At 73.3% G+C, this 21,170-nt stretch carries 21 protein-coding genes; 7 read left to right on the top strand and 14 right to left on the bottom strand.

Annotated features, from left to right (window positions below):
* Window positions 1–30: 30 nt before the first annotated feature.
* From ABZ930_RS25505 to ABZ930_RS25495, 3 genes are all read right to left on the bottom strand, one after another.
* The gene (locus tag ABZ930_RS25505; protein ID WP_361551970.1) at window positions 31–708 is read right to left on the bottom strand and encodes an A24 family peptidase; all 678 of its coding nucleotides are present in this window, start codon (window positions 706–708) and stop codon (window positions 31–33) included.
* Window positions 705–2,372, bottom strand: coding sequence for a protein kinase (locus ABZ930_RS25500; protein WP_361551967.1), 1,668 nt, complete (start codon window positions 2,370–2,372; stop codon window positions 705–707). Before ABZ930_RS25500 ends, ABZ930_RS25505 begins: the two co-directional genes overlap by 4 nt.
* Before the next feature lie 180 nt (window positions 2,373–2,552).
* On the bottom strand, window positions 2,553–3,425 hold the full coding sequence (locus ABZ930_RS25495; RefSeq protein WP_361551964.1) for a menaquinone biosynthesis protein: 873 nt from the start codon (window positions 3,423–3,425) through the stop codon (window positions 2,553–2,555).
* A gap of 291 nt (window positions 3,426–3,716) precedes the next feature.
* Between ABZ930_RS25495 and ABZ930_RS25490 the strand changes: the two genes are divergently transcribed.
* On the top strand, window positions 3,717–3,920 hold the full coding sequence (locus ABZ930_RS25490; RefSeq protein ID WP_006138897.1) for a cold-shock protein: 204 nt from the start codon (window positions 3,717–3,719) through the stop codon (window positions 3,918–3,920).
* 117 nt (window positions 3,921–4,037) lie between these two features.
* Here ABZ930_RS25490 and ABZ930_RS25485 read toward each other — a convergent pair whose 3' ends face one another.
* The 6 genes from ABZ930_RS25485 to ABZ930_RS25460 are packed head-to-tail and all read right to left on the bottom strand — an operon-like array spanning window position 4,038 to window position 10,446.
* Entirely contained in the window at window positions 4,038–4,853 is an 816-nt protein-coding gene (locus ABZ930_RS25485) for an ABC transporter ATP-binding protein (RefSeq protein WP_361551961.1), read from the bottom strand.
* Complete coding sequence (locus ABZ930_RS25480) at window positions 4,850–5,851, bottom strand: ABC transporter ATP-binding protein (protein ID WP_361551958.1); 1,002 nt, start codon at window positions 5,849–5,851, stop codon at window positions 4,850–4,852. The genes ABZ930_RS25485 and ABZ930_RS25480 overlap by 4 nt, the downstream gene beginning before the upstream one ends.
* Window positions 5,852–5,853: 2 nt before the next feature.
* Window positions 5,854–6,696, bottom strand: a complete 843-nt coding sequence (locus tag ABZ930_RS25475) for an ABC transporter permease (protein WP_361551955.1) — start codon at window positions 6,694–6,696, stop codon at window positions 5,854–5,856.
* Complete coding sequence (locus ABZ930_RS25470; protein ID WP_361551952.1) at window positions 6,693–7,646, bottom strand: ABC transporter permease; 954 nt, start codon at window positions 7,644–7,646, stop codon at window positions 6,693–6,695. The genes ABZ930_RS25475 and ABZ930_RS25470 overlap by 4 nt, the downstream gene beginning before the upstream one ends.
* Window positions 7,643–9,304 carry an ABC transporter substrate-binding protein gene (locus tag ABZ930_RS25465; protein WP_361551949.1) on the bottom strand — a complete coding sequence of 554 codons (1,662 nt, stop codon included), beginning with the start codon at window positions 9,302–9,304 and terminating at the stop codon, window positions 7,643–7,645. The genes ABZ930_RS25470 and ABZ930_RS25465 overlap by 4 nt, the downstream gene beginning before the upstream one ends.
* Window positions 9,301–10,446 (bottom strand): C45 family peptidase, encoded by a 1,146-nt coding sequence (locus ABZ930_RS25460; protein WP_361551946.1) that lies wholly within the window; start codon window positions 10,444–10,446, stop codon window positions 9,301–9,303. The genes ABZ930_RS25465 and ABZ930_RS25460 overlap by 4 nt, the downstream gene beginning before the upstream one ends.
* Before the next feature lie 133 nt (window positions 10,447–10,579).
* On the opposite strand from ABZ930_RS25460, the gene ABZ930_RS25455 reads away from it, so the two are divergent.
* A complete protein-coding gene (locus tag ABZ930_RS25455; protein WP_361551943.1) occupies window positions 10,580–11,458 on the top strand; it encodes a MurR/RpiR family transcriptional regulator in 879 nt (292 codons plus the stop codon).
* A 40-nt stretch (window positions 11,459–11,498) separates the two neighbouring features.
* Here the strand turns inward: ABZ930_RS25455 and ABZ930_RS25450 are convergent, their stop codons facing one another.
* A complete protein-coding gene (locus tag ABZ930_RS25450) occupies window positions 11,499–12,074 on the bottom strand; it encodes an XRE family transcriptional regulator (RefSeq protein WP_361551940.1) in 576 nt (191 codons plus the stop codon).
* A gap of 87 nt (window positions 12,075–12,161) precedes the next feature.
* On the opposite strand from ABZ930_RS25450, the gene ABZ930_RS25445 reads away from it, so the two are divergent.
* Together ABZ930_RS25445 and ABZ930_RS25440 are read left to right on the top strand one after the other, a co-directional pair.
* A complete protein-coding gene (locus tag ABZ930_RS25445) occupies window positions 12,162–12,872 on the top strand; it encodes an AzlC family ABC transporter permease (protein ID WP_361551937.1) in 711 nt (236 codons plus the stop codon).
* A complete protein-coding gene (locus ABZ930_RS25440) occupies window positions 12,869–13,183 on the top strand; it encodes an AzlD domain-containing protein (RefSeq protein WP_361551934.1) in 315 nt (104 codons plus the stop codon). Before ABZ930_RS25445 ends, ABZ930_RS25440 begins: the two co-directional genes overlap by 4 nt.
* Before the next feature lie 7 nt (window positions 13,184–13,190).
* On the opposite strand, the gene ABZ930_RS25435 is transcribed toward ABZ930_RS25440, so the two are convergent.
* Entirely contained in the window at window positions 13,191–13,631 is a 441-nt protein-coding gene (locus tag ABZ930_RS25435) for a DUF2000 domain-containing protein (protein ID WP_361551931.1), read from the bottom strand.
* Between the two features lie 49 nt (window positions 13,632–13,680).
* Between ABZ930_RS25435 and ABZ930_RS25430 the strand changes: the two genes are divergently transcribed.
* Window positions 13,681–14,511 carry an AraC family transcriptional regulator gene (locus ABZ930_RS25430; protein ID WP_361551928.1) on the top strand — a complete coding sequence of 277 codons (831 nt, stop codon included), beginning with the start codon at window positions 13,681–13,683 and terminating at the stop codon, window positions 14,509–14,511.
* A 773-nt stretch (window positions 14,512–15,284) separates the two neighbouring features.
* Here ABZ930_RS25430 and ABZ930_RS25425 read toward each other — a convergent pair.
* Window positions 15,285–16,691 (bottom strand): MFS transporter, encoded by a 1,407-nt coding sequence (locus ABZ930_RS25425; RefSeq protein ID WP_361551925.1) that lies wholly within the window; start codon window positions 16,689–16,691, stop codon window positions 15,285–15,287.
* A 250-nt stretch (window positions 16,692–16,941) separates the two neighbouring features.
* Between ABZ930_RS25425 and ABZ930_RS25420 the strand changes: the two genes are divergently transcribed.
* Window positions 16,942–17,790: a helix-turn-helix transcriptional regulator gene (locus ABZ930_RS25420; RefSeq protein ID WP_361551922.1), complete on the top strand. Its 849-nt coding sequence runs from the start codon at window positions 16,942–16,944 to the stop codon at window positions 17,788–17,790.
* Between the two features lie 3 nt (window positions 17,791–17,793).
* On the opposite strand, the gene ABZ930_RS25415 is transcribed toward ABZ930_RS25420, so the two are convergent.
* Window positions 17,794–19,116 carry an acetyl-CoA C-acetyltransferase gene (locus ABZ930_RS25415; RefSeq protein WP_361551919.1) on the bottom strand — a complete coding sequence of 441 codons (1,323 nt, stop codon included), beginning with the start codon at window positions 19,114–19,116 and terminating at the stop codon, window positions 17,794–17,796.
* 69 nt (window positions 19,117–19,185) lie between these two features.
* On the opposite strand from ABZ930_RS25415, the gene ABZ930_RS25410 reads away from it, so the two are divergent.
* On the top strand, window positions 19,186–20,502 hold the full coding sequence (locus ABZ930_RS25410; RefSeq protein ID WP_361551916.1) for a 3-oxoacyl-ACP reductase: 1,317 nt from the start codon (window positions 19,186–19,188) through the stop codon (window positions 20,500–20,502).
* A gap of 250 nt (window positions 20,503–20,752) precedes the next feature.
* On the opposite strand, the gene ABZ930_RS25405 is transcribed toward ABZ930_RS25410, so the two are convergent.
* Window positions 20,753–21,040, bottom strand: a complete 288-nt coding sequence (locus tag ABZ930_RS25405; protein WP_361551913.1) for a hypothetical protein — start codon at window positions 21,038–21,040, stop codon at window positions 20,753–20,755.
* Window positions 21,041–21,170 lie beyond the last annotated feature (130 nt).

Here is a 21,170-nt window from a genome sequence, read left to right as displayed (position 1 = left end):
AGAGGAGTAGAGCTGAATTCTCAGCGTACGTCAGGCCGCCAGAGCACCCAGCAGAACCCCCGCGAACGCCCCGAGGATCATGAACGGGCCGAACGGGATCAGCGTCTTGCGGCTCGCGCGCCGGGCGGCGACGAGCACGAGCGCGTACAGGCCGTTGAGCAGCACGCCCGCGAACACCCCGATGAACAGCACCCCGAGCCCGTACCAGCCCAGCGCCGCCCCGAGCCCGAGTGCCAGCTTCACGTCGCCGAAGCCCATGCCCCGGGAGTTGATCAGGTGCAGCACCAGATACCCGGCGCCCATGCCGAGCGCCCCCAGCACCGCCCCGCGCCACGACCCGCCGGGCTCCGGCAGCAGCGCGGCGGCGCCGAGCGCGAGCAGGGCCGCGCCCGCGAACGGCAGGGTCAGCACGTCGGGCAGCCGGTGCACGGCGAAGTCGACGGTGGCGAGGAGCACGGCGGGCGGCGCGAGCAGCAGCCAGGCGCCCAGTTCGGGGCGGGTGTCGGTGGCGGCGGCGAGCAGGACGCAGACGGCGGCTGTGACGGCGGCCAGCAGCGGGGCGGCGGGTCCCGGCCGGGCGCCGAGCCAGCCGCGGGCCGGGCGCCAGGGTTCGTCCGGTTCCACGGAGAGGCGGTAGGCGGCGCGCGGCAGCAGCAGCCCGGTGGCGGCGCCCCACAGGGCGGCGAGAACGAGCAGCGGACCGGTCACCGCCCCGCTCGTCTCAGGTCGGCCGTCGGATTGCCCGCTTTCGGATACTCCGAGGTGTAGCGCAGGCCCGTGCCGTCGCGGGTGAGATGCACGGTGCTGGCGCCGCCGGCGCACTTGAAGTCGTCGCCGGAGACCTTCCGGCCGGCGGCCACCACCTCGTCCGCGGTGACGGACTTCAGGGTCAGTTCGTCGACGCAGCGGTTGCCCGTCAGGTCCGTCGAGGTGACGGTGCCGAGGCGCCGGCCGACGCTCGTCTGCTTCAGCTCGACGCGGTAGGTGTCGGCCTGGAGGCCCAGCACCGTCGCCTTGCCCTCCCAGGTGCCGAGGAAGAACGCGGGGACGGTGCCGGACGGCTGCGAGGAGGCGGACGGCGAGGCGGAAGAGGTGGGGGCGGGGGAGCCCGGCGGCTGAGCGGGCGCCGAGGTCATCGAGGGGCGCGCCCCGTCCGCCACGCCGCCCGACTCCTGGTCCCCGGAGTCCGGCAGCATGTTCAGGACCAGGACCCCGCCCACGGTGACCGCGGCCAGCGCCCCCGCCACGGCCAGCGCGACCGAGCAACTGACCTTGCGGCCCCGCCCGTTCGCGCCCGCCGGGGCCGAGGTCGCCGACACGGACATCGAGAGCCGTCCGGGCTTGGCGTCCTCCACCGGCGCCTCGGTCCGCGGCGCGGGTACGGCCGCGTACGACGGGTCGGGCGGCCCGAAGACGCCCGGCGCGTCGCCGGTGACGGCGGGGCTGCTGAAGCCGACCGGTCCCGTGGCCGGGTCGGCGCCCTCCATGTCGAGGAGCCGCGCCGCGCTCCGCATCACCTGCTCGACCAGCGCCCCCGGCAGCCAGCCCGCCGCGACCAGGGCGGCCGCGCCCTCGGGGGCCAGCCGTCGTGCCACGTCCTCGGGGGTGGGCCGGTCGGCGGGCGCCTTCGCCAGGCAGGCGGCGACGAGGTCCCGCACATCGCCGGTCAGGGAGCCCAGTTCGGGCTCCTCGTGGACCACCTTGTAGAGCAGCGCGGCCGACGAGTCGCCGGGGAAGGGGGACTCCCCCGTCGCCGCGTACACGAGGACCGCGCCCAGCGAGAAGACGTCGGCGGCGCCGGAGACGCCCTTGCCGAGGATCTGCTCGGGCGCCATGTAGCCGGGCGAGCCGATGGAGGCGCCGGTGGAGGTGAGGGACGCGGTGCCGTCGCTGGCCCGTGCGATGCCGAAGTCGATGAGGCGGGGGCCGTCGACGGTCAGCAGGACGTTGCCCGGCTTGACGTCCCGGTGGACCAGGCCCAGGCCGTGCACGGCGGCCAGCGCCTCGGCGAGTCCGGCGCCCAGGACCCGTACGGAGTGCTCGGGCAGCGCCCGGCCGGGACCGGCCGCCTGCGCGAGCGCGGGCCCGGCGACATAGCCGGTGGCCACCCACGGCACCGGCGCCTCGGGGTCCGCGTCGAGCACCGCCGCGGTCCAGGCGCCGCCGACCCGCCGGGCCGCGGCCACCTCACGCCGGAAACGCGCCCGGAACTCGTCGTCGAGCGCGAAGTGCGGGTGGACGATCTTGACGGCGACGGTCCGGCCGCCCGCGCTGCGGCCGAGGTACACCCGGCCCATCCCGCCGGCCCCGAGCCGGCCCAGAAGGCGGTAGGGGCCGACCGTCGTCGGCTCGTCGGCCTGAAGGGGCTGCATGCGAAGAACCTCCCCCGGGTCCTGAGACGGCACGCACCCCAGCAGAGTAGGCCCTGCGCCGCACGACTCATACGTCGTTCGGCTTACCCCTATTTCACATCGGTCCCAAAGAAATAAGGACATAGTTCACCGGAATTCCACCTGCGGCTCACCGTGGAATTCCGGCCGGGGTCCGCACTCTCACCGTCGGAGAAGTTCGACCTTCACATCGGAGGGAAATCCGGTGGTCTCCCCGACCCGCCGCGCGAACTCCGTGACGCCTTCCAGCTGCGGCGGTCCGAAGCGGAAGTCGAGCGTCGTGAAGTACTCCTCCAGGACCGCCTCGTCGAAGGCCTCCCAGCGGGCCGCCTGCTCGGCGACCTTGCCGACCTCGTCGAGGGAGAGGTCCCGCGAGGACAGGAACGCCTCGTGCACCTGGCGGGTGATCTCCGGCTCCCGCTCCACGTAGTCCCGGCGGGCCGCCCACACGGCGAAGACGAACGGCAGACCCGTCCACTCCTTCCACATGGCGCCCAGGTCGTGGACCTGGAGTCCGAGCCGGGGCGCGTCGTGCAGGTTGGCGCGGAGCGCGGCGTCGCCGATGAGGACGGCGGCCTCCGCGTCCTGCATCATCAGCCCGAGATCCGGCGGGCAGGAGTAGTAGTCGGGCGACACACCGACGCGCTCGGCGAGCAGGAGCTGCGCGAGCCGGACCGACGTACGGGACGTCGAGCCGAGGGCGACGCGCCGCCCGTCCAGCTGGTCGAGGGGCACCTGCGACACGATCACGCAGGACATGACGGGGCCGTCGCAGCCGACGGCGAGATCGGGGAAGGCCACCAGGTCGTCGGCGGCCTTGAGGTATTCGACGAGGGTGATCGGACCGATGTCCAGATCGCCCCGCACCAGCCGCTCGCTGAGCTTCTCAGGGGTGTCCTTGGTGAGCTCGAAGTCAAGCAGCGAACCGGTCCTGGCCAGCCCCCAGTAGAGGGGCATGCAGTTCAGGAACTGGATGTGGCCCACGCGCGGACGGGTGCGCCGCGCGGCCTGGGGAGTCTCGGGAGAATTGTCCACATCGCGAGGCTAGACCCCATGAGATACGGTGCATGCTTCGGGCCCCCGGGCGGGTTCCGTCAACCCGAATCGGGATCGCGTCAAACCTGTGGGTGACGTGATCTTGCCCTCTATTGCGTTCGGCTGCCTGCGTGCTAGGCTCGCCGCAAGTTGCAGTTTGGTTTCCCTTGCAGTACAGAGCCTGCGGAGCATGTGACCGCGGGCTCTCGTCGTTTTCAGACTTTTGCAGTTGTTCGCAAGCGCATTTGCAGGTTCTGGAGCAGGGCAACCCTTTGGCCCATAGGAGGGCTTATGGCTACCGGAACCGTGAAGTGGTTCAACGCTGAAAAGGGCTTCGGCTTCATCGCCCAGGAGGGCGGCGGCCCGGACGTCTTCGTCCACTACTCGGCGATCAACGCGAACGGCTTCCGCTCCCTCGAGGAGAACCAGGCCGTCAGCTTCGACGTCACGCAGGGTCCGAAGGGCCCGCAGGCGGAGAACGTCACCCCCATGTGATCTTTTCCGATCGCTGAGGTCACCTGGCAGGTGCCAGTCGTGACCTGATCCGGAACCTAGAGCAGTACCCAAGGAGCCCCGCGCCTCACGGCAGCGGGGCTCCTGCCTTTTCCGCGGCTACGCGAGTGCGGCGCGGGCCGCCACCGCGTCGGCCGGATCCCAGCCCTCGCCGGGCACCGAGGCGAGCAGCAGCCGGGTGTACGGGTCCGTGGGCGCGGTCAGCACCCGGCGGGTCGCTCCCTGTTCGACGGCCCGGCCCCGCCGCATCACCAGGACCTCGTCGGTGACGTGCTGGACGACGGCCAGGTCGTGGCTGACGAAGACGAGGGCCACGCCCGTGTCACGGCGGATCTCGTCGAGCAGGCCGAGGATCTGGGCCTGGATCGACACGTCGAGCGCCGCGACCGCCTCGTCCAGGACCAGGATGCGCGGGTCCACGGCGAGCGCCCGGGCGATGGCCAGGCGCTGGCGCTGGCCGCCGGAGAGCCGGCGGGGCAGCGCGGTCGCCTCCCGGGCACCGAGCCCCACCCGGTCGAGCAGCTCCGTGGCCAGGGACGTGTCGCGGCCGTGCAGGCGCAGGGCCGCGCGCAGGCACTGCTCGGCGGTCAGCCTCGGATCCAGGGAGATGTACGGGTCCTGGAAGACCATCTGGATCTGGCGGGCGCGGGCGAGGCGGGCCGTGCGGCCGCGCGGGGGCTTCGGCGGGCGGGCGGTGCCGTCGACCTTCACCGTGCCGTGGTCGGGGCGGACCAGGCCGACCAGCATGCGGGCCACGGTGGTCTTGCCGGAGCCGGATTCTCCGACGATGCCGAGGGCTCCGCCGGGGTTCAGGATGAAGGTGATGGCGTCCGCCGCGGTGTGGCTGCCGCCGGCCGGGAGGGGGTAGGTCTTGCTGAGGTCGGATACTTCCAGGAGCGGGGCTGTCGAGGTCACTTGGGGCTTGTCCCCTCTTTCAGGGTGCTCTGCGCCGGGGGCTGTGCCCACCCGTTCCGCCGGGCGGAACGCCTGCCCACAGCGGTGCGGCACGCGGCCTCTCCGTCGTCCTCCAGCGCGTACGCCTCCGGGGTCCACGTGTGGCACTCGTCCTCGGCCTCCCCGCATCGGCTCACGAACGGGCAGCCCGCGAAGGACTCCGCCAGGGACGGGGGTTTGCCGGGGATGGGGTGGAGGGGGCGGTCGTCGCCCAGGGTCGGGGAGCAGGCCAGGAGGCCGCGGGTGTAGGGGTGGGCCGGGGTGGTGAACAGGGCCTTCGCCGTGCGGTGTTCGGCGATGCGGCCCGCGTACATGACGTAGACCCGGTCGCAGTAGGCCGCCGCGAGATGCAGGTCGTGGGTGATGAAGAGCAGCCCGGCGCCCTGGGCCCGGCGGACCTCGCGGAGCTGGGTGAGGATCTCCGCCTGGGTCGTCACGTCGAGGGCGCTGGTCGCCTCGTCGGCGAGGAGGAGGCGGGGGCGGGCCGCGAGCGCGCCGGCGATGACGACGCGCTGGAGCATGCCGCCGGACAGTTCGTGCGGGCGCTGGCGCAGTCGGCGGGCCGGTTCGGTCAGGCCCACGGCGGCCAGGAGTTCGGCGGCGCCGTCCTTCGTCGCGCCGCGTTCGGTGAGGAAGTCGCCGATGCGGCGGACCGGGTTGAGGGCGGCGCGCGGGTCCTGGTGGATCATCGCGACGATGTCCGCGCGGTGGGCCCGCAGCTCCTCGCCGCGCAGGGCGAGCACGTCCCGTCCGGCCACCTCGACCGTGCCGGTGGCGGTGGCGTCGGACGGGAGCAGGCCGAGGGCGGCCTTCGCCGTGGTCGACTTGCCGGAGCCCGACTCCCCCACCAGGCCGACGACTTCGCCCTCGGCGACGGTGAGGGTGACCGAGTCGAGGAGGGGGCGGGCCGTGCCGGGGACGGCGACGGTCAGGTCCTTCAGGGACAGCAGATGCGTCATCGTCAGTCCTGCTTTCCGAGGCGGTCGGCGGCCCAGACCCCGACGACGTTGAAGGAGACGACGACCAGGGCGATGGCCGTGCCGGGCACGAGGGCGGGCAGCAGGGCGCCCTGGACCACGGCCGCCTGGCCCTCCTGGACCATCAGCCCCCAGTCGGAGGACGGCGGCTGGGCGCCGAAGCCGAGGTAGGAGAGGGTCGCGAGGGACATCAGGGCCTCGCCGAAGAGGACGACGAGGTAGCCGAGGACGGCGCGGCCCAGGTTCGGGACGAGGTGCAGGACGCAGACCCGGACGCCGCCCATGCCCTGGACGCGGTAGGCGTCGACGTACGGCTTGCGGGCCTCCGCCAGGGCGAGGGAACGGGTGTACTTGGCGATCGTCGGGGTGAAGGCGAGGCCCAGGGCGAGCACCGATGTGGTCATTCCCGCGCCGAAGACGGCGATGATCAGGACGGTGAACAGCAGGCCCGGGAAGGCGTACATGACGTCGGTGAGGCGCGATACGAGCGTGTCGACCCAGCCGCCGCGCCAGGCGGCGAGCACCCCGAGCGTGACGCCAAGGACCGCCGCGACCGCGAGCAGGGCGACCGGGGCGACGAGGCTGGAGCGGGCCCCGTAGAGCGCGCGCGAGAGCAGGTCCTGGCCGGAGGAGTCGGTGCCGAGGAGGTGGTCGCCGCCGGTGCCGACCAGGGAGGCCGACAGGTCGATGGTGTCGGGCGCGTACGGCGCGAGGAGCGGGGCGCACAGTGCGGCGAGCACCACGAGGGCGAGGATCGCGCCGGCCAGGGTGACGCTGAGCGGGCGGCGGCGGAGCCCGGCCGGGGTGGTGAGGGCGAGCGTGGTCATGCCGTACGTACCTCCTTCACGCGCGGGTCGAGCAGCGGGTGCGCCAGGTCGACGAGGGTGGTGACGACCACGTAGCCGGTGACCATCAGGAGCAGGACCGCCTGGGCGACCGGGAAGTCGTGGGTGTTGATCGCGTTGACGAGCAGCGAGCCGATGCCGCTGATGCCGAACGCCGTCTCGACGACGACGGTGCCGGCGAGCATGCCCGCCATGACCAGGCCGCACATGGTGACGATCGGGCCGAGCGCGTTGCGCAGCACGTGGCGGCGGACGATGTCGCGTTCGGGGACGCCGGAGGCGCGGGCCGCCTCGACGTGGTCGGAGGCCGCGGCGTCCGCCATCGCCTGCCGGGTGACACGGCTGATGATCGCGAGCGCGCCGAGGGCGAGGGAGAGGGCGGGCAGGGTGAGGTGGTGGACGGTGCCCGCGAGGCCCTCGCCCGCGCCGGTCACCGGGAACCAGTCCAGCTTCACGCCGAAGAACGAGACCAGCGCGATCGCCGCCACGAAGGACGGTACGGAGGCGAAGAGGGTGGTGCCGCCGACGACCGCCGAGTCGACCCAGGTGGAGCGCTTGACGGCGGCGAGGATGCCGGCGCCGACGCCGAGGACCACGTACAGGACGGTGGCGTAGGCGACGAGTTCGAGGGTGGTGCCGAGGCGGGAGGCGATCAGGTCGGCGACCTGGTCGCTGTACTTGAAGGAGCGGCCGAGGTCGAGGTGGACGGTGTCCCACAGCCAGCGGCCGTACTGCTCGATCAGCGGTTCGTCGAGGTGGTACTGGGCGCGGACCTCGGCGAGCCGTTCGGGGGTGAGCTTGTCGCGGCCGCCCGCGAGGAAGACCGCGGGGTCGCCGGGGGCCGCGTAGACGGCGGCGAAGATGACGAACGAGGCGGCGAAGAGGGTCGCGACGAGGCCCGTGACGCGGCGGAGCAGGGCTGCTGGGTTCATGACGGGTCCTTCTTCGCGCCGAGTCCGGCCGCCCACGGGTAGTACAGGTAGGCCTGCGACGCGGTGGGGCCGGTGAGTTCGCGGTTCAGGACGAGGATCGTGGGGACCTGGGCGATCCCGATCCAGACGGCCGACTTCACGAACGCGCGCTGCACGTCGATCGCGAGCGCGGACCGCTCGGAGTCGTCGAGGGTGCCGAGCGCCTCGGTGACCTTGCGGTCGTACCGGGTGTCCTTGAAGCCCGCCCAGTTGTTGGGCGAGTCGGACTTGCCGTTCTTGTAGAAGCCCATGGGGTCGGCCTTGGAGATGTACCAGTCGCCCACGAGCACGTCGATGTCGGACCGGGCGGCGGGGTCGCTGTAGAACTCCTCGAACTGCGAGGCGGGGACCGTCTTGATCTCGGCGCGCACGCCGATGCTCTGCAGGGCGGCGCGGGTGGCGTTGGCGATGACCGCGCGGCCCTGGGTGGCGTCGGTGCCGATGACGATCGGGTCGGTGCCGGGGTCGGCCGCCTCCACCAGCTTCTTCGCCCTCGCGATGTCGGCGTCGGTGGGCGATGTGGGCGCGTAGGAGGCCAACTCCTTCTGCGCGGAGGCGAAGGCGTCCTTCTCGTAGCCCCAGGCTCCCGATCCGACGGGGGTGGCCCAGGGCTGGACGAGGCCGCCGAAGCCGGACTCGGCGATGCCCTTGCGGTCGAGGGCGAGGGAGAGGGCCCGGCGGATCCGCGGGTCGGCGAGGCCGCCGCGGTCGGTGGGGATGAGGACGAGGGAGGCGGTGGAGGGGCCGTAGTACTGCTTGAGGTCCTTGTCGGCGAGGAGTGCGGCCGCCGTGTTCGGCGATTCGGCGTAGGCGCCGTCGGCGGCGCCGGTCTTCAGCGCGTTGACGAAGGCGCTGTCGGCGGCCCAGCGGAAGACGACCTCGCGGGTCAGCGGCTTCTTTCCCCAATAGCCATCGTAGGCGCGGAGGGTGAGGGAGTCGCCGGACTTCCAGGAGGCCAGTTCGTACGGTCCCGAGCAGGCGTCGGGCTGGCCGGGGGTGCCGTACTCCTTGCCGGACCTCTCGATCTGCCTGCGGTTCCAGACGATGCCCGCGTCTCCGGCGAGGGCTTTGGCGAAGACGGCGTCGGGGCGGATGAAGCGGACGGTGACCCGGTCGTCGCCGGTCTTCTTCATCGAGGCGACGTTGCCGAACTCGTCGGACTGCTCCATGCCGTCGGCGGCGTGCCGCTTCAGCGACCACAGGACGTCGTCGGCGGTGAGCTTCGTGCCGTCGTGGAAGGTGACGTCGTCGCGGATCGTGAGGGTGAGCTCCTTGCCGTCGGCTGACGTGGCGGCCTTCCGGGCGAGGAACGGCTTGGTCGTCATGTCCGGCTGGAGCTGGTAGAGCCGCTCGCAGACATTGGTGAGGACGACGCGGCCGGCGCTGGATCCGCCGGTGTCGAGGTCGAGGGAGTCCGGCTCGTCCTCCAGGAGCCAGTTCGCCTTCTTCAGCGGTGACGTGGCGGCCGGGGTGGTCGCGTCCAGCTTCAGCCGGGAGGCGTCGATCAGGGCGGTGCCGCCGGCGGGGCGGTCGGCGCCCGCGCAGCCGGTGGCGGCGAGCAGGGCGGCCACGGCGAGCGCGGCGGTGGCGCCGCGTCCTGTGGCGGGCTTCCGGTTCATCCGGCGTCTCCGTACGGGCCGTCGTAGAGGTTCCAGGGCAGGTGCTGGTAGTCGCGGTCGCACGGGGTGCCCGCCGTGACGTGGTAGTCGCCGCTGGTCAGGTCCACGCAGGAGGAGACCAGGGTCATCCAGTGCTTGATCCCGGGCTTGCGGGCGTCGGGGTGGGTGCACAGGGACTCGGGCAGGCCGAGGTGGTCGGACATGGCCTGCTTGATCAGCTTGCGGGACTCGTCGGGGCCGGTGGAGGCGCGCAGGGCGGCGAGGCCCTGCTCGGCGCGGGGGACGCGGACGAGCGAGTCGGAGGACATCGGGCGGTAGTCGGCGGCGAGGGCCGCGGGGACGCCCGCCTGGTAGTGGTTGCCGTGCACCAGGAGGCCGTCGGTCGGGTACATCCAGCCGATGCCCGCCGGGGTGGTCTCCAGGTCGACGGCGAAGCCCTCGCGGCAGGTGAGCAGGGCGTTGCTGGCGATGTGGGCGCGGGTGCGGCAGAGCACGTCGAGGGCGTCGGTGACGGTGTGGGTGTCGAGGACGCTGCGGCGTACGACGGTCTGCGGGAGGCCGATCGCGTCGCTGAAGCGGCCGCCGAGGCCGTTGGCGTTGAGGGCGATGCCCGCGGAGTTGGCGCCCTGTCGGCCGACCTGGCCCGCCTCCACCTGCATGATCACGGTGGGCTTGGGCGGCTGGACGACACGGATCATGACGACGGTGTCGGCGACGCCCGCCCGCCAGTCCCAGTTCTGGCCCGCCCAGACATGGCCGTCGCCGCTGGCCTCGCCGAACGCGGCGAACGAGGTGCAGCCCTCGGCCGGTTCCTCGGCGGCCGCCATGGCCTTGAACGAGCGGTCGTAGATGACCTCGCCGCGGGCGTTCAGGGCGAGCACGTCGAGGAGGTCGACGCCCGCGCCGTCGGCGATGCCCCGCATCTCGTCGAGGAGTTCGGGCGCGTGGTCGCGCACCGGCTCCAGCCAGCGGGCGGCGCGGGCGGTGACCTGGTCCCAGGTCAGACCGGCGGACTGGCCGAACGCCTCCTCGTAGTAGCCGAGCGCGGCGTGCAACTGGGGGCGTACCGCCTCGCCGTACTGGCGGCCGCGGTCGAGGGGAGCGCCGCTGATGTCGATGACCGGAAGGATCCGGGATGCCATGGTTCTCCTTGCCACGGAGAGCTCGTCCAGCGCTGCCTGCACAGCTGTCTGTAATGTTGATTACGAAGCGCTCTCCACTTGGAATGCATTGACCAGGAGAGTAACGGCCATCACACGAGAGTCAATACCTGTAATGGAAATTACCGACGGGGTCGCGCGGCTGCGGGCGGTCGTGCGCGAACGGTGGGACGGGCTGTCGACGTCCGAGCGGGCGGTGGCGCAGTACCTGGTGAGCGCGCCCGCCGAGTCGCTGCTCTTCGCGTCGGCGCAGGAGCTGGGCACGGCGAGCGGCACGAGCAACGCCAGCGTGGTGCGCACGCTGCAACGGCTCGGCTATGCCGGACTGCCCGCCCTGAAGCGGGAGTTGGCGAACGACTTCACGTCCGTGGTGGCTCCGGAGGAGCGCCTCAAGCGGCGGATCGCCCATGTCGGGCAGGACCTGGACGGCATCTGGGGCGAGGTGTTCGACGAGGCCGCCGAGCGGATCGAGCACGCGCGACGGCTGACCCCCGGGGACGCACTGCGGGAGGCGGTGGGGATCCTGGCGCAGGCCGGTGAGATCCACTGCTACGGGGTCGCGGCCTCCGAGCTGGCCGCGCGGCATCTGGCGCTGGCGCTCGGGCGGATCGGGCGGCGGGCGCGCTTCCTGGGCGACACCGGGTTCGCCCTGGCGGACCGGCTGCTCGGGGTGGGGCAGGGGGACGCCGTGGTGATCTTCCAGCCCGGGCGCGATCTCGCCGAACTCACCGTGGTCGTGGACCGGGCGCGGGCGGTCGGGGCGCGGGTGGTGCTGGTGACGGACGAGTTGGCGGAGCGGTACGGAGGGCGGGTCGACGCGGTCCTCACCGCCCCGCACACGCCGACCGGCATCACCGCGGAGGCGCTGACCGCGCTGGTGGTGGCCGATGCGCTGCTGTTGGCGATGACGACGCTGGACGAGGGGCGCGCCGTGGAGACCTCGCATCAACTCACGTTCTTGCGGGAGCAGTTGTTGCGGCCGAAGAAGAAGTGACGGCGGGTGGCCGCTTCCGCGACGCAAGCGCAGCCTCCCCCTACGTGTGCTGCATGATCAGGATGCAGGTGGTGCCGGGGGCCAGGGCCTCGCAGATGTGGGGGAGGTCGCCCCGGTAGCCGAGGTAGTCGCCGGGGCCGAGTTCGACCGGGGCGTCGGCCGGGCCCGCGCGGAGGCGCCCCCTGCCGACGACGATGTGCTCGGTGGTGCCGGGCATGTGCGGATCGGAGGCGCGCACCGAACCCGGCTCCACGGCCAGGTGATAGAGGTCGCGGCGGGCCCCCGGCGGACTCGCGGAGAGCAGCGTCGCGGCGTAGTCGGCCTGGTCGGAGGGGACGGCGGGCCCCTGGCCGGCGCGGATCACCTGGACCGCCGGCGCGACCGGGTCGACCAGCGTGCTGAACGGCACGTCGAGGGCGACGCCCAGCGCCCACAGCGTCTCGACGCTGGGCTTGCCGTGCGCCGCCTCCAGCTGGGACAGCGTGGACTTCGCGATGCCCGCCCGCTTCGCCAGCTCCGAGAGGGACAGCCCCGCCCGGGTGCGCTCGCGGCGCAGGGCCGCGGCGATCCGGTCGAGGGGCAGGCCGTTGCTGCGGGGGGTGTCCGGCTGGGTCATGACGAGGCTCCCGTACGACAGTGTTCGCTGCGGCGATCGTAACGTTCGGCTTGACGAACGTACGAGCGTGCGCGCATGCTCACTTCCATGCGTTCGCCACACCGAACGATCGACCCAGCAGAGCGAACAGGGCGCGGGGGCTGGGTGCTCGATCGACCGCTGCTCCGTGATGTCGTGCTCGTCTGCCTCGCCGACGGCGTCGTCGGTCTGTCGTTCGGCGCGATCGCCGTCGCGGGCGGGCTGCCGGTCTGGCTGCCGATCGTCATGTCGCTGATCGTGTTCGCGGGGTCGGCGCAGTTCAGCACGGTGGGGGTGCTGGTCGCCGGAGGTGGTCCGGTCGCCGCCGCCGCGACCGGGCTGCTGCTCAACACCCGCACCGCCGCGTTCAGTCTGGCCGTCGCCGACGTGCTCGGGCGGTCCTGGCCGGCGCGGCTCGTCGGCGCGCATCTGGTGACCGACGAGACGGCCGCGTTCGTGCTCGCCCAGAGCGGTCCCGCCCGGCGCCGGACCGCCTTCTGGGTCTCGGGAGCCGGCCTCTTCGCCGCCTGGAACCTGAGCGTGGCCGCGGGCGCCGTGGCCGGGGGCGCGCTCGGCGACACCGACCGGTTCGGGCTCGACGCCGCCTTCCCCGCGGTGCTGCTCGCACTGGTGCTGCCCGCACTGCGCGACGGCCGGGGCGTGCGGCGGGCCGCGGCGGCCGGGGCCGTGCTCGCGGTCGCCGCCACCCCCTTCGTGCCGACCGGAGTGCCGGTACTGCTCGCCCTCGCGGGACTGATGTTCGTCCGGAGGTCGGCATGAACGCGCAGCTCATCGCCGTACTGGCACTGGCCGCCGGCACCTACGCCTTCCGGCTCGCCGGGCCCCTTCTGCACGGCCGGGTGCAACTCCCCGACCGCGTACAGGAGTTGCTGACGAGCGGCGCCACTGTGCTGCTCGTCGCGCTGCTCGCCACCGGGGCACTGATGGCCGGGCACGGGTTCGCCGGGTGGGCGCGGCCCGCCGGGGTGCTGGTGGGCGGGGTGCTCGCGTGGCGGCGGGCGCCGTTCGCCGTGGTGGTCGTGGGGGCGGCCGCCGTCACCGCGCTGCTGCGGCTCGCGGGAGTCGCGTAGCCGCGGCTCACGGGTGCATCCGGGCGCCCTTCAGGACCTTGTCGACCGCGTTCTTCGGCCCGTACACGGCGATGCCGACCAGGTCGAGGCTGTCCGTGGCCACGGCCCGTACGGCCGCCCGGTTGTCGCGGTCGTTGCCCGTCGTGAACAGGTCCGAGGTGAACACGGCGCGCGGCAGACCCCGTTGCAGCGCCTTGGCGTGGGCCGACGTCAGCGTCTCCTTGCCGCCCTCGAAGACCAGCACCGGCTGGCGGAACATCGGCAGGTACGGGGTGGCGTCGGCGTCCTCGTACGGCTCCCCGATCACCTCGGGCAGCTGCGAGCCGAGTCCGCTGACCAGGAACGCGGTCACGTTCAGCCGCTGCCAGGTCTCCAGGTCGTCCCGGAGCAGTACGGCGATCTTGGTGTCGAAGCGGACGGGGGCGGCGGTGTCGTGGTCGGTGCTCATGCCGTGAGACTCCCGCGCGGGGCGGGTCCGCGTCTTGTACGTTCTTTGCATGGCGGGACGTGGCACGGATCCGGACCGGATCACCGCGTGGCGCCCCGAGGTGAAGGGCGTCGCGGAGGTCTTCCACGCCCATTTCACGCGCCACTCCTATCCGATGCACGTCCATGACACGTGGACCCTGCTGATCGTCGACGAGGGCGCGGTCCGCTACGACCTGGACCGGCACGAGCACGGCACCCCGCTCGGCACGGTCTCGCTGCTGCCGCCCGGTGTCCCGCACAACGGTTCGGCCGCGACGCCGGACGGTTTCCGCAAGCGGGTGCTGTATCTGGAGGCGTCGGAGGACGGCCCCCTCGACAACTCGCTGGTCGGGGCCGCCGCCGACTCCCCCGATCTGGCCGATCCGCTGCTGCGGCACCGGATCGGGCAGTTGCACACCGTGCTGGGGCGGCCCGGGGACGAGCTGGAGGCTTCGGCGCGGCTGGCTCTCGTGGGGGAACGGCTGCGCGAGCGGCTGCGGCCCGCCTCCGGCGATGTGCTCCGGCCCGCGGTGGACCGGCGGGTCGCCGACCGGCTGCGGCAGTTGCTCGACGCGCGGGTGGTGGACGGGGTGGAGCTGGAGGAGGCGGCGCGGTTGCTGGGGGCGCATCCGGCTCATCTGGTGCGGTCGTTCAGTGCCGCGTACGGGATCGCTCCGCATCAGTATCTGATGGCTCGGCGGGTTGATCGGGCTCGGCGGCTGCTGTTGGGCGGGCGGCCTGCCGGGGAGGTCGCGGCCGACGTCGGCTTCTACGACCAGTCGCATCTGACCCGGCACTTCAAGCGGGTCGTGGGGGTGCCGCCGGGGCGCTACGCCCACGCTTCGCTCCGCGGGCGGTAGTGGGTCGGGGTGCCGGCCGTCGCGGCTCCTCGCGCCGCTGGGCCGTCGATCGGGTGCGGCTCTCGTCGTGGCCGGTCGCGCAGTTCCCCGCGCCCCTGGGCCGTCCGTCGAGCGCGGCTCTCGTCGTGGCCGGTCGCGCAGTTCCCCGCGCCCCTGGGCCGCCGATCGAGCGCGGCTCTCGTCGTGGCTGATCGCGCAGTTCCCCGCGCCCCTGGGCCGCCGATCGAGCGCGGCTCTCGTCGTGGCCGGTCGCGCAGTTCCCCGCGCCCCTGGGCCGCCGATCGAGCGCGGCTCTCGTCGTGGCCGGTCGCACAGTTCCCCGCGCCCCTGGGCCGTCCGTCGAGCGCGGCTCTCGTCGTGGCCGGTCGCGCAGTTCCCCGCGCCCCTGAGATGCGCACTTCGTGCGCCATCTCATCGAGAGAGGCGCACCTCGTACGCAGGCCCGTTGGGGAGGCGCGGCCCGTGCGCTGCCTCGGCGGAGAGGCGTGCCCCGTGCGCTGCCTCGTTGGAGAGGCGCGGTGGAGTCGCTGCCTCAGGGGAGGCTGCGCGGAGCGCATGCCTCAGGGGCGCGGGGAACTGCGCGAGAAGCGGCCACCGGCCCGCGGATGAACGACCAACCGGGACGCGACCCCCACCGGCCCGCAACCGAACAACGACCCGACAGGGGCGCGGGGAACTGCGCGAGAAGCGGCCACCGGCCCGCAACCGAACAACGACCCGACAGGGGCGCGGGGAACTGCGCGAGAGGCGGGCTCGGGGACGGCGTCGTGCCGTCAGTCGCCCTTGGGCGGGAGGAACAGCCGGGCCAGGAGGGACGTCGCGAGGAGTACCGACCCCGCGATGATCAAACTGACCCGCATGCCCGGCACGGAGAACCCGGCGCCCGCCACCAGCGACCCGAACAGCGCCACGGCCAGCGCCCCACCGGTCTGCCGGAGCGCGTTCAGGAGACCGGAGGCGATGCCCGCCCGAGGCCCCGGCACCGAGTCCATCAGGAGAGCCGTCAGCGCGGGGACCGCAAACGCGCCGCCCAGCCCCGTCGGCACCAGAAGCAGCAGCACCAGCCACATCGGCGTACCGGCGTCGAGCGGCAGCAGGACGAACATGGCCAGGGCCAGGACGAGTTGGCCGATGACGATGACGGACCGCCGGCCGATGCGCTCGGCGACGCGCGGGGAGACCAGGTTCGTGGAGGTGATGATCGCGGCGAGCGGCACGAAGACCAGCCCCGCCGAGAGCGCCGACATGCCCCGCGCCTGCTGGAGGTAGAGCCCGAGGAGGAAGACGAGCCCGTAGAAGGCGAGGTTCACGGCGAAGCCGACGGCGAGGGAGACGGCGACGGTGCGGTCGCGCAGCATGGCCGGCGGAACCACGGGCGCCCGGTGCCGCCGCTCGACGGCCCGGAAGGCGACGGCGGCGAGCACGGCGAGGCCGAGCGAGCCCAGCACCGGCACCGAGGTCCAGCCCGCGTGCCCGCCCTCGATCACGGCGAAGGTCAGCCCGGCCAGCGCGAGCACGGCCGTGACCTGCCCGGGAACGTCGATCGGAGCGGGGCGGCGCGGCGACGGCGCGACCTTGCCGAGCAGGACCAGGATGGCCGCGCCGACGGGCAGGTTGAGGAAGAACACGGCCCGCCAGCCGACGGACTCGGTCAGCACCCCGCCGAGCACGGGACCGGCCGCCATGGCGACCGAACCGCCCACGGTCCACAGCGCGATGGCCCGCGCCCGGTGCCGCGCGTCGTCGTACGCCTGCCGGATCAGCGACAGCGAGGCCGGCATGACGACGGCCGCCGCCGCGCCCTGCACCACCCGGGCCGCGACGAGCGCGCCGATCCCGGGGGCGAGCCCGCAGGCGAGGGAGGCGAGGGTGAACAGGCCGATGCCGAACGCGTAGGCCCGGCGCGCCCCGGCCCGGTCGGCGAGCGCGCCGGCCGACAGCATCAGACCGGCGAAGAGCAGCGTGTAGGCGTCGACGACCCACTGCAGGCCGGTCATGCCGCCGCTGAGCGAGGTGCCGATGGCGGGGAGCGCGATGTTCACCGCGGAGACGTCGATGGTGATGACGGTGAAGCCGAGCAGCGCGGCGATCAGGGCGAAGACGGCGGGCGGCCTGCGGCCGGGTACGGCCTCGACGGCGGGCGCCACGCGGGCGGTGGGGGTGGCGGTGGCGATGGTCACGCGGGCCTCCAGGTCGGTCCGGACGGTCGGCTGCGGGTCCGGTCGGTTCCGTTGCGGGCGAGTGGGCGGGGGCGCCGGGCCGCGGCCCTGTGACGTGCACTCCCTGGGCCCGGAGCCCCCGGCCACTCGCTACGACCACCACTGTGGGACCGGCGGCGCGAAGGTGGCAGGCCGCACTTCACCGGGGCGCCGCGTTCCTGGCCCTGACACACCCCCTCACCGCGCCGATCGGCCGTGGAGAATGGAACACATGGCTGAAACCACGGAACTGGGCCGCTATCTGCGGGCCCGCAGGGCCCAGGTCACCCCCGCCGACGCCGGCCTGCCCGCGGGCACCGGGCTGCGCCGCACCCCGGGCCTGCGCCGCGAGGAGCTGGCCACGCTCTCCGGGGTCAGCGTGGACTACTACACGCGTCTGGAGCGCGGCCGCGAGACGAACCCGTCGACGGCCGTGATCGACGCCATCGGCCGCGCCCTGCGCCTGCGCGGCGACGCCTACGAGCGGCTGCACGACCTGGCCGAACTGGCCTCGGGCCGCCCGTCCGAGCCCGGCGCGCCGCGCGCCACCGACGACGACACCGTGCGCCCGTCGGTGCTGCGGATGCTGGAGGCGCTGCGGCCGATGCCCGCGTACGTCGTCAACCGCTACAACGTCATGCTCGCCGCGAACGCGCCGGGCCGCCGTCTGCTGCCGGGCCTGTGGGACTGGCCGGCCGAGGAGCGCAGCATCACCCGCTATCTCTTCCTGCACCCGGTCGGCCGTGAGCTGTACGTGCCGTGGGAGGAGACGGTGATCAAGTCGGTGGCGCATCTGCGGGCCATCGCGGGCGGCGACCCGGACGACCCGCGACTGACCGCGCTGGTCGGCGAACTCCTGCTCAAGTCACCGGAGTTCACCCGCATCTGGGACCGCTACGACGTGCAGGAGCGCAGCGGCGGCACCAAGACGTTCGCCCACCCGAAGGCGGGCGACATGACCCTGACGTACGAGGTCATGCAGCTGGCCAGGACCGGCGGCCAGCGCCTGGTGGCGTACCAGGCACCGGCCGGTTCCCCGGACGAGGAGGCCATGCTGAAGCTGGATCCCCAAGCCCCTTAGGCCCTATGCGCGTTCGAGGATCGCGGTCACTCCCTGGCCGCCCGCGGCGCAGACGGAGATCAGGCCGCGGCCCGGACCCTCGCGCTCGGCGAGGAGTTTGGCGAGGGTGGCGACGATGCGGGCGCCGGTCGCGGCGAACGGGTGGCCGGTGGCGAGGGAGGAACCGGCGACGTTCAGCCGCTCCCGGTCGACCGGCGCGAGACCCTGCTTCTCCCAGGCCGCCAGGGTGGCGAGCACCTGGGAGGCGAACGCCTCGTGCACCTCGACCAGGTCGAAGTCCTCGATGCCGAGCCCGGCCCGCTCCAGCATCCGGGGCACGGCGTACGCGGGCGCCATGAGCAGTCCGTCGCCGCCCTCGCGCGCGACGTCCCCGCCGTCACCGGCGAAGTCCACGGCGGCCGTCTCGTACGCGGTCAGATACGCCAGCGGGGCGAGCCCGCGGGCCTCGGCCCACTCCTCGCTCGCCAGCAGGACGACGGCGGCGCCGTCCGTCAGCGGCGTCGAGTTGCCCGCCGTCATCGTCGCGCCGGGGTCCTTGGCGCCGAACACCGGCTTGAGCGTGGCGAGTTTCTCGACGGTCGAGCCGGGGCGGAGGTTCTGGTCCCGCTCGAGTCCCTCGAACGGCACGACCAGATCGTCGAGGAACCCGCGGTCGTACGCGGCGGCGAGCCGCTGGTGACTGGTGGCGGCCAGTTCGTCCTGGACCTCGCGCGCGATGCCCCACGCACGGGCGGTGACCGCGGCGTGCTCGCCCATCGACAGACCGGTGCGCGGCTCGGCGTTGCGCGGGATGTCGGGGACGAGGTGGCCGGGCCTGATCCGGGCGAGGGCCTTGAGCCGGGCGCCCGCGGACTTCGCCCGGCGCGCCTCCAGGAGGATCTTGCGCAGCTCGTCGTTGACGCCGAGCGGGGCGTCGCTCGCCGTGTCCGAGCCGCCCGCGATCGCGCTCTCGGTCTGGCCGAGGGCGATCTTGTTGGCGGCGGCGATCACGGCTTGCAGGCCGGTGCCGCAGGCCTGCTGGATGTCGTACGCGGGGGTGCGCGGATCGAGGGCGGAACCGAGCACGGTCTCGCGCGCCAGGTTGAAGTCCCGGCTGTGCTTGAGCACCGCTCCGGCGACGAACTCGCCTACTGCGCCCGGCTCTTGCAGCGCGCAGCGCTCCACGAGACCGTCGAGCGCCGCCGTCAGCATCCGCTGGTTCGACGCGGTCGCGTACGGGCCGTCGGAGCGGGCGAAGGGGATCCGGCTGCCCGCGACGACGGCGACGCGACGCGGCACCCCCGCCGCCGGGCTCGCCGGGGTTTTCGCGGTTTTCGCTGGGGCCATCTCGACAACTCCTGACTACTGAGTAACCTTACTCCGAAGTAAATTTACGACCGAGCAGGGAGTTGGACAATGGCCGACCGCTATCTGAACTTCACCGGCACGGCCCCGGGCCGCTTCCTGACCAAACGCCTCGGGCTGCCGCAACCCGCGCCGCTGCGCCGCTTCACCGCCGAACACCCCACCCTGGACGGGCCGTTGCTGCACGTCACGGCGGGATCGTCCGCGTACGAGGACGAGCTGGCGGGGATTCTGAGCGGGACCGGACTCACGGTCTCCGCCACCGCGGAGCGTCCCGCCGCCGTCGTCGTGGACGCCACCGCCGTGGCCGATGTCGACGCGCTCGCCGAGGTGCACGCCGCGCTGCACCCCGTCGTACGGTCCGTCGCGACGGGCGGCCGCGTCGTCGTGCTCGGCGCCCGGCCGTCGGCCGACGACCACCATCAGGCGGCCGTGCAGCAGGGCCTCGAGGGGTTCGTCCGCTCGCTCGGCAAGGAGATCGGGCGCGGCCGGACCGTGAACCTGGTGCGGGTCGCGGGTCCGGTGGCGGGCGCCGAGTCGACCCTGCGCTTCCTGCTCTCCCCCAAGTCGGCCTACGTCAGCGGGCAGGTCGTCGAAGTCGACGGCTCCGGAGCCGAGTTGGCGGCTCCCGGGGACTGGGCGCGGCCGCTCGCCGGGCGCACCGCGCTGATCACCGGCGCCGCGCGCGGGATCGGCGAGGCCGTCGCCGAGACGCTCGTCCGCGACGGGGCGCAGGTCGTGCTGCTCGACGTGCCGTCCGCCGAGGCCGACCTGGGCAAGGTCGCTCAGCGGCTCGGCGGGCGGGCGCTGCCGCTCGACATCACGGCCGGGGACGCGGGTGAACGCATCGCCGAGTTCGTGCCCGACGGTCTTGACGTGCTGGTCCACAACGCGGGCATCACCCGGGACCGGCGGCTCGCCAACATGCCCGCCGAGCGCTGGAGTTCGGTGCTCGACGTCAACCTCGCCAGTGTGCTCCGCACGACCGACTCGCTCCTCAAGGCGGGGGCCGTGCGGCGGGGCGGGGCCGTCGTGGCCACCGCCTCCATCGCCGGGATCGCGGGCAACTCCGGGCAGACCAACTACGCCGCCAGCAAGGCGGGCATCGTCGGGCTCGTCCGTTCGCTGGCGCCGCGCGCGCTGGCCGAGCACGGGGTCACCGTGAACGCCGTCGCGCCGGGGTTCATCGAGACCAAGATGACGGCGGCGGTGCCGTTGTTCATCCGGGAGGCGGGGCGGCGCATGAACTCCCTCGGGCAGGGCGGGCTTCCGGTGGACGTCGCCGAGACGACGTCCTGGTTCGCGACGTCCGGTGCCGTGAACGGGCAGATCGTGCGGGTCTGCGGTCAGAGCCTTCTGGGCGCCTGACGCTCCGCTGCTTCCGGGCACCCACGTGAGCGGGGCTGCTCGCGCCTCTGGGCCGTCGATCGGGTGCGGCTCTCGTCGTGGCCGATCGCGCAGTTCCCCGCGCCCCTGGGCCGTCGATCGGGTGCGGCTCTCGTCGTGGCCGGTCGCGCAGTTCCCCGCGCCCCTGGGCCGTCGATCGAGTGCGGCTCTCGTCGTGGCTGGTCGCGCAGTTCCCCGCGCCCCTGAGATGCGCACTTCGTGCGCCATCTCATCAAGAGAGGCGCACCTCGCACGCAGCCCCGTTGGAGAGGCGCGCCACATGCGGAACCTGGGCGGAGGGGCGCGCCCCGTGCGGCGCCCCGTTGGAGAGGCGCGCCCCGTGCGGCACTTCGACGGGGAGGCGCGCCCCGTACGGGACCTCGACGGAGAGGCGTGCCCCGTGCGGGACCTCGACGGAGAGGCGTGCCCCGTGCGGGACCTCGGCGGAGAGGCGTGCCCCGTGCGCTGCCTCGGCGGAGAGGCGCGCCCCGTGCCGCACCTCGACGGAGAGGCGCGCCACGTGCGGAACCTCGGCGGAGAGGCGCGGCGGAGCCGCTGCCTCAGGGGAGGCTGCGCGGAGCGCATGCCTCAGGGGCGCGGGGAACTGCGCGAGAAGCGGCCACCGGCCCGCGGAGGACCGACGACCCGGG

The organism is Streptomyces sp. NPDC046716 (assembly GCF_040645755.1).
Lineage (GTDB): Bacteria > Actinomycetota > Actinomycetes > Streptomycetales > Streptomycetaceae > Streptomyces.
This window is presented reverse-complemented; position numbering and strand designations above follow the sequence as displayed.

What these genes read in the sequence shown, in the direction of transcription:
- ABZ930_RS25435 (WP_361551931.1), bottom strand. Translation starts at nt 13,631, where the DNA reads ATGAGCACCGACCACGACACCGCCGCCCCCGTCCGCTTCGACACCAAG.
- ABZ930_RS25465 (WP_361551949.1), bottom strand. Translation starts at nt 9,304, where the DNA reads ATGAACCGGAAGCCCGCCACAGGACGCGGCGCCACCGCCGCGCTCGCC.
- ABZ930_RS25430 (WP_361551928.1), top strand. Translation starts at nt 13,681, where the DNA reads ATGGCGGGACGTGGCACGGATCCGGACCGGATCACCGCGTGGCGCCCC.
- ABZ930_RS25445 (WP_361551937.1), top strand. Translation starts at nt 12,162, where the DNA reads ATGCGTTCGCCACACCGAACGATCGACCCAGCAGAGCGAACAGGGCGC.
- ABZ930_RS25440 (WP_361551934.1), top strand. Translation starts at nt 12,869, where the DNA reads ATGAACGCGCAGCTCATCGCCGTACTGGCACTGGCCGCCGGCACCTAC.
- ABZ930_RS25450 (WP_361551940.1), bottom strand. Translation starts at nt 12,074, where the DNA reads ATGACCCAGCCGGACACCCCCCGCAGCAACGGCCTGCCCCTCGACCGG.
- ABZ930_RS25455 (WP_361551943.1), top strand. Translation starts at nt 10,580, where the DNA reads ATGGAAATTACCGACGGGGTCGCGCGGCTGCGGGCGGTCGTGCGCGAA.
- ABZ930_RS25500 (WP_361551967.1), bottom strand. Translation starts at nt 2,372, where the DNA reads ATGCAGCCCCTTCAGGCCGACGAGCCGACGACGGTCGGCCCCTACCGC.
- ABZ930_RS25490 (WP_006138897.1), top strand. Translation starts at nt 3,717, where the DNA reads ATGGCTACCGGAACCGTGAAGTGGTTCAACGCTGAAAAGGGCTTCGGC.
- ABZ930_RS25475 (WP_361551955.1), bottom strand. Translation starts at nt 6,696, where the DNA reads ATGACCACGCTCGCCCTCACCACCCCGGCCGGGCTCCGCCGCCGCCCG.
- ABZ930_RS25420 (WP_361551922.1), top strand. Translation starts at nt 16,942, where the DNA reads ATGGCTGAAACCACGGAACTGGGCCGCTATCTGCGGGCCCGCAGGGCC.
- ABZ930_RS25480 (WP_361551958.1), bottom strand. Translation starts at nt 5,851, where the DNA reads ATGACGCATCTGCTGTCCCTGAAGGACCTGACCGTCGCCGTCCCCGGC.
- ABZ930_RS25460 (WP_361551946.1), bottom strand. Translation starts at nt 10,446, where the DNA reads ATGGCATCCCGGATCCTTCCGGTCATCGACATCAGCGGCGCTCCCCTC.
- ABZ930_RS25470 (WP_361551952.1), bottom strand. Translation starts at nt 7,646, where the DNA reads ATGAACCCAGCAGCCCTGCTCCGCCGCGTCACGGGCCTCGTCGCGACC.
- ABZ930_RS25415 (WP_361551919.1), bottom strand. Translation starts at nt 19,116, where the DNA reads ATGGCCCCAGCGAAAACCGCGAAAACCCCGGCGAGCCCGGCGGCGGGG.
- ABZ930_RS25410 (WP_361551916.1), top strand. Translation starts at nt 19,186, where the DNA reads ATGGCCGACCGCTATCTGAACTTCACCGGCACGGCCCCGGGCCGCTTC.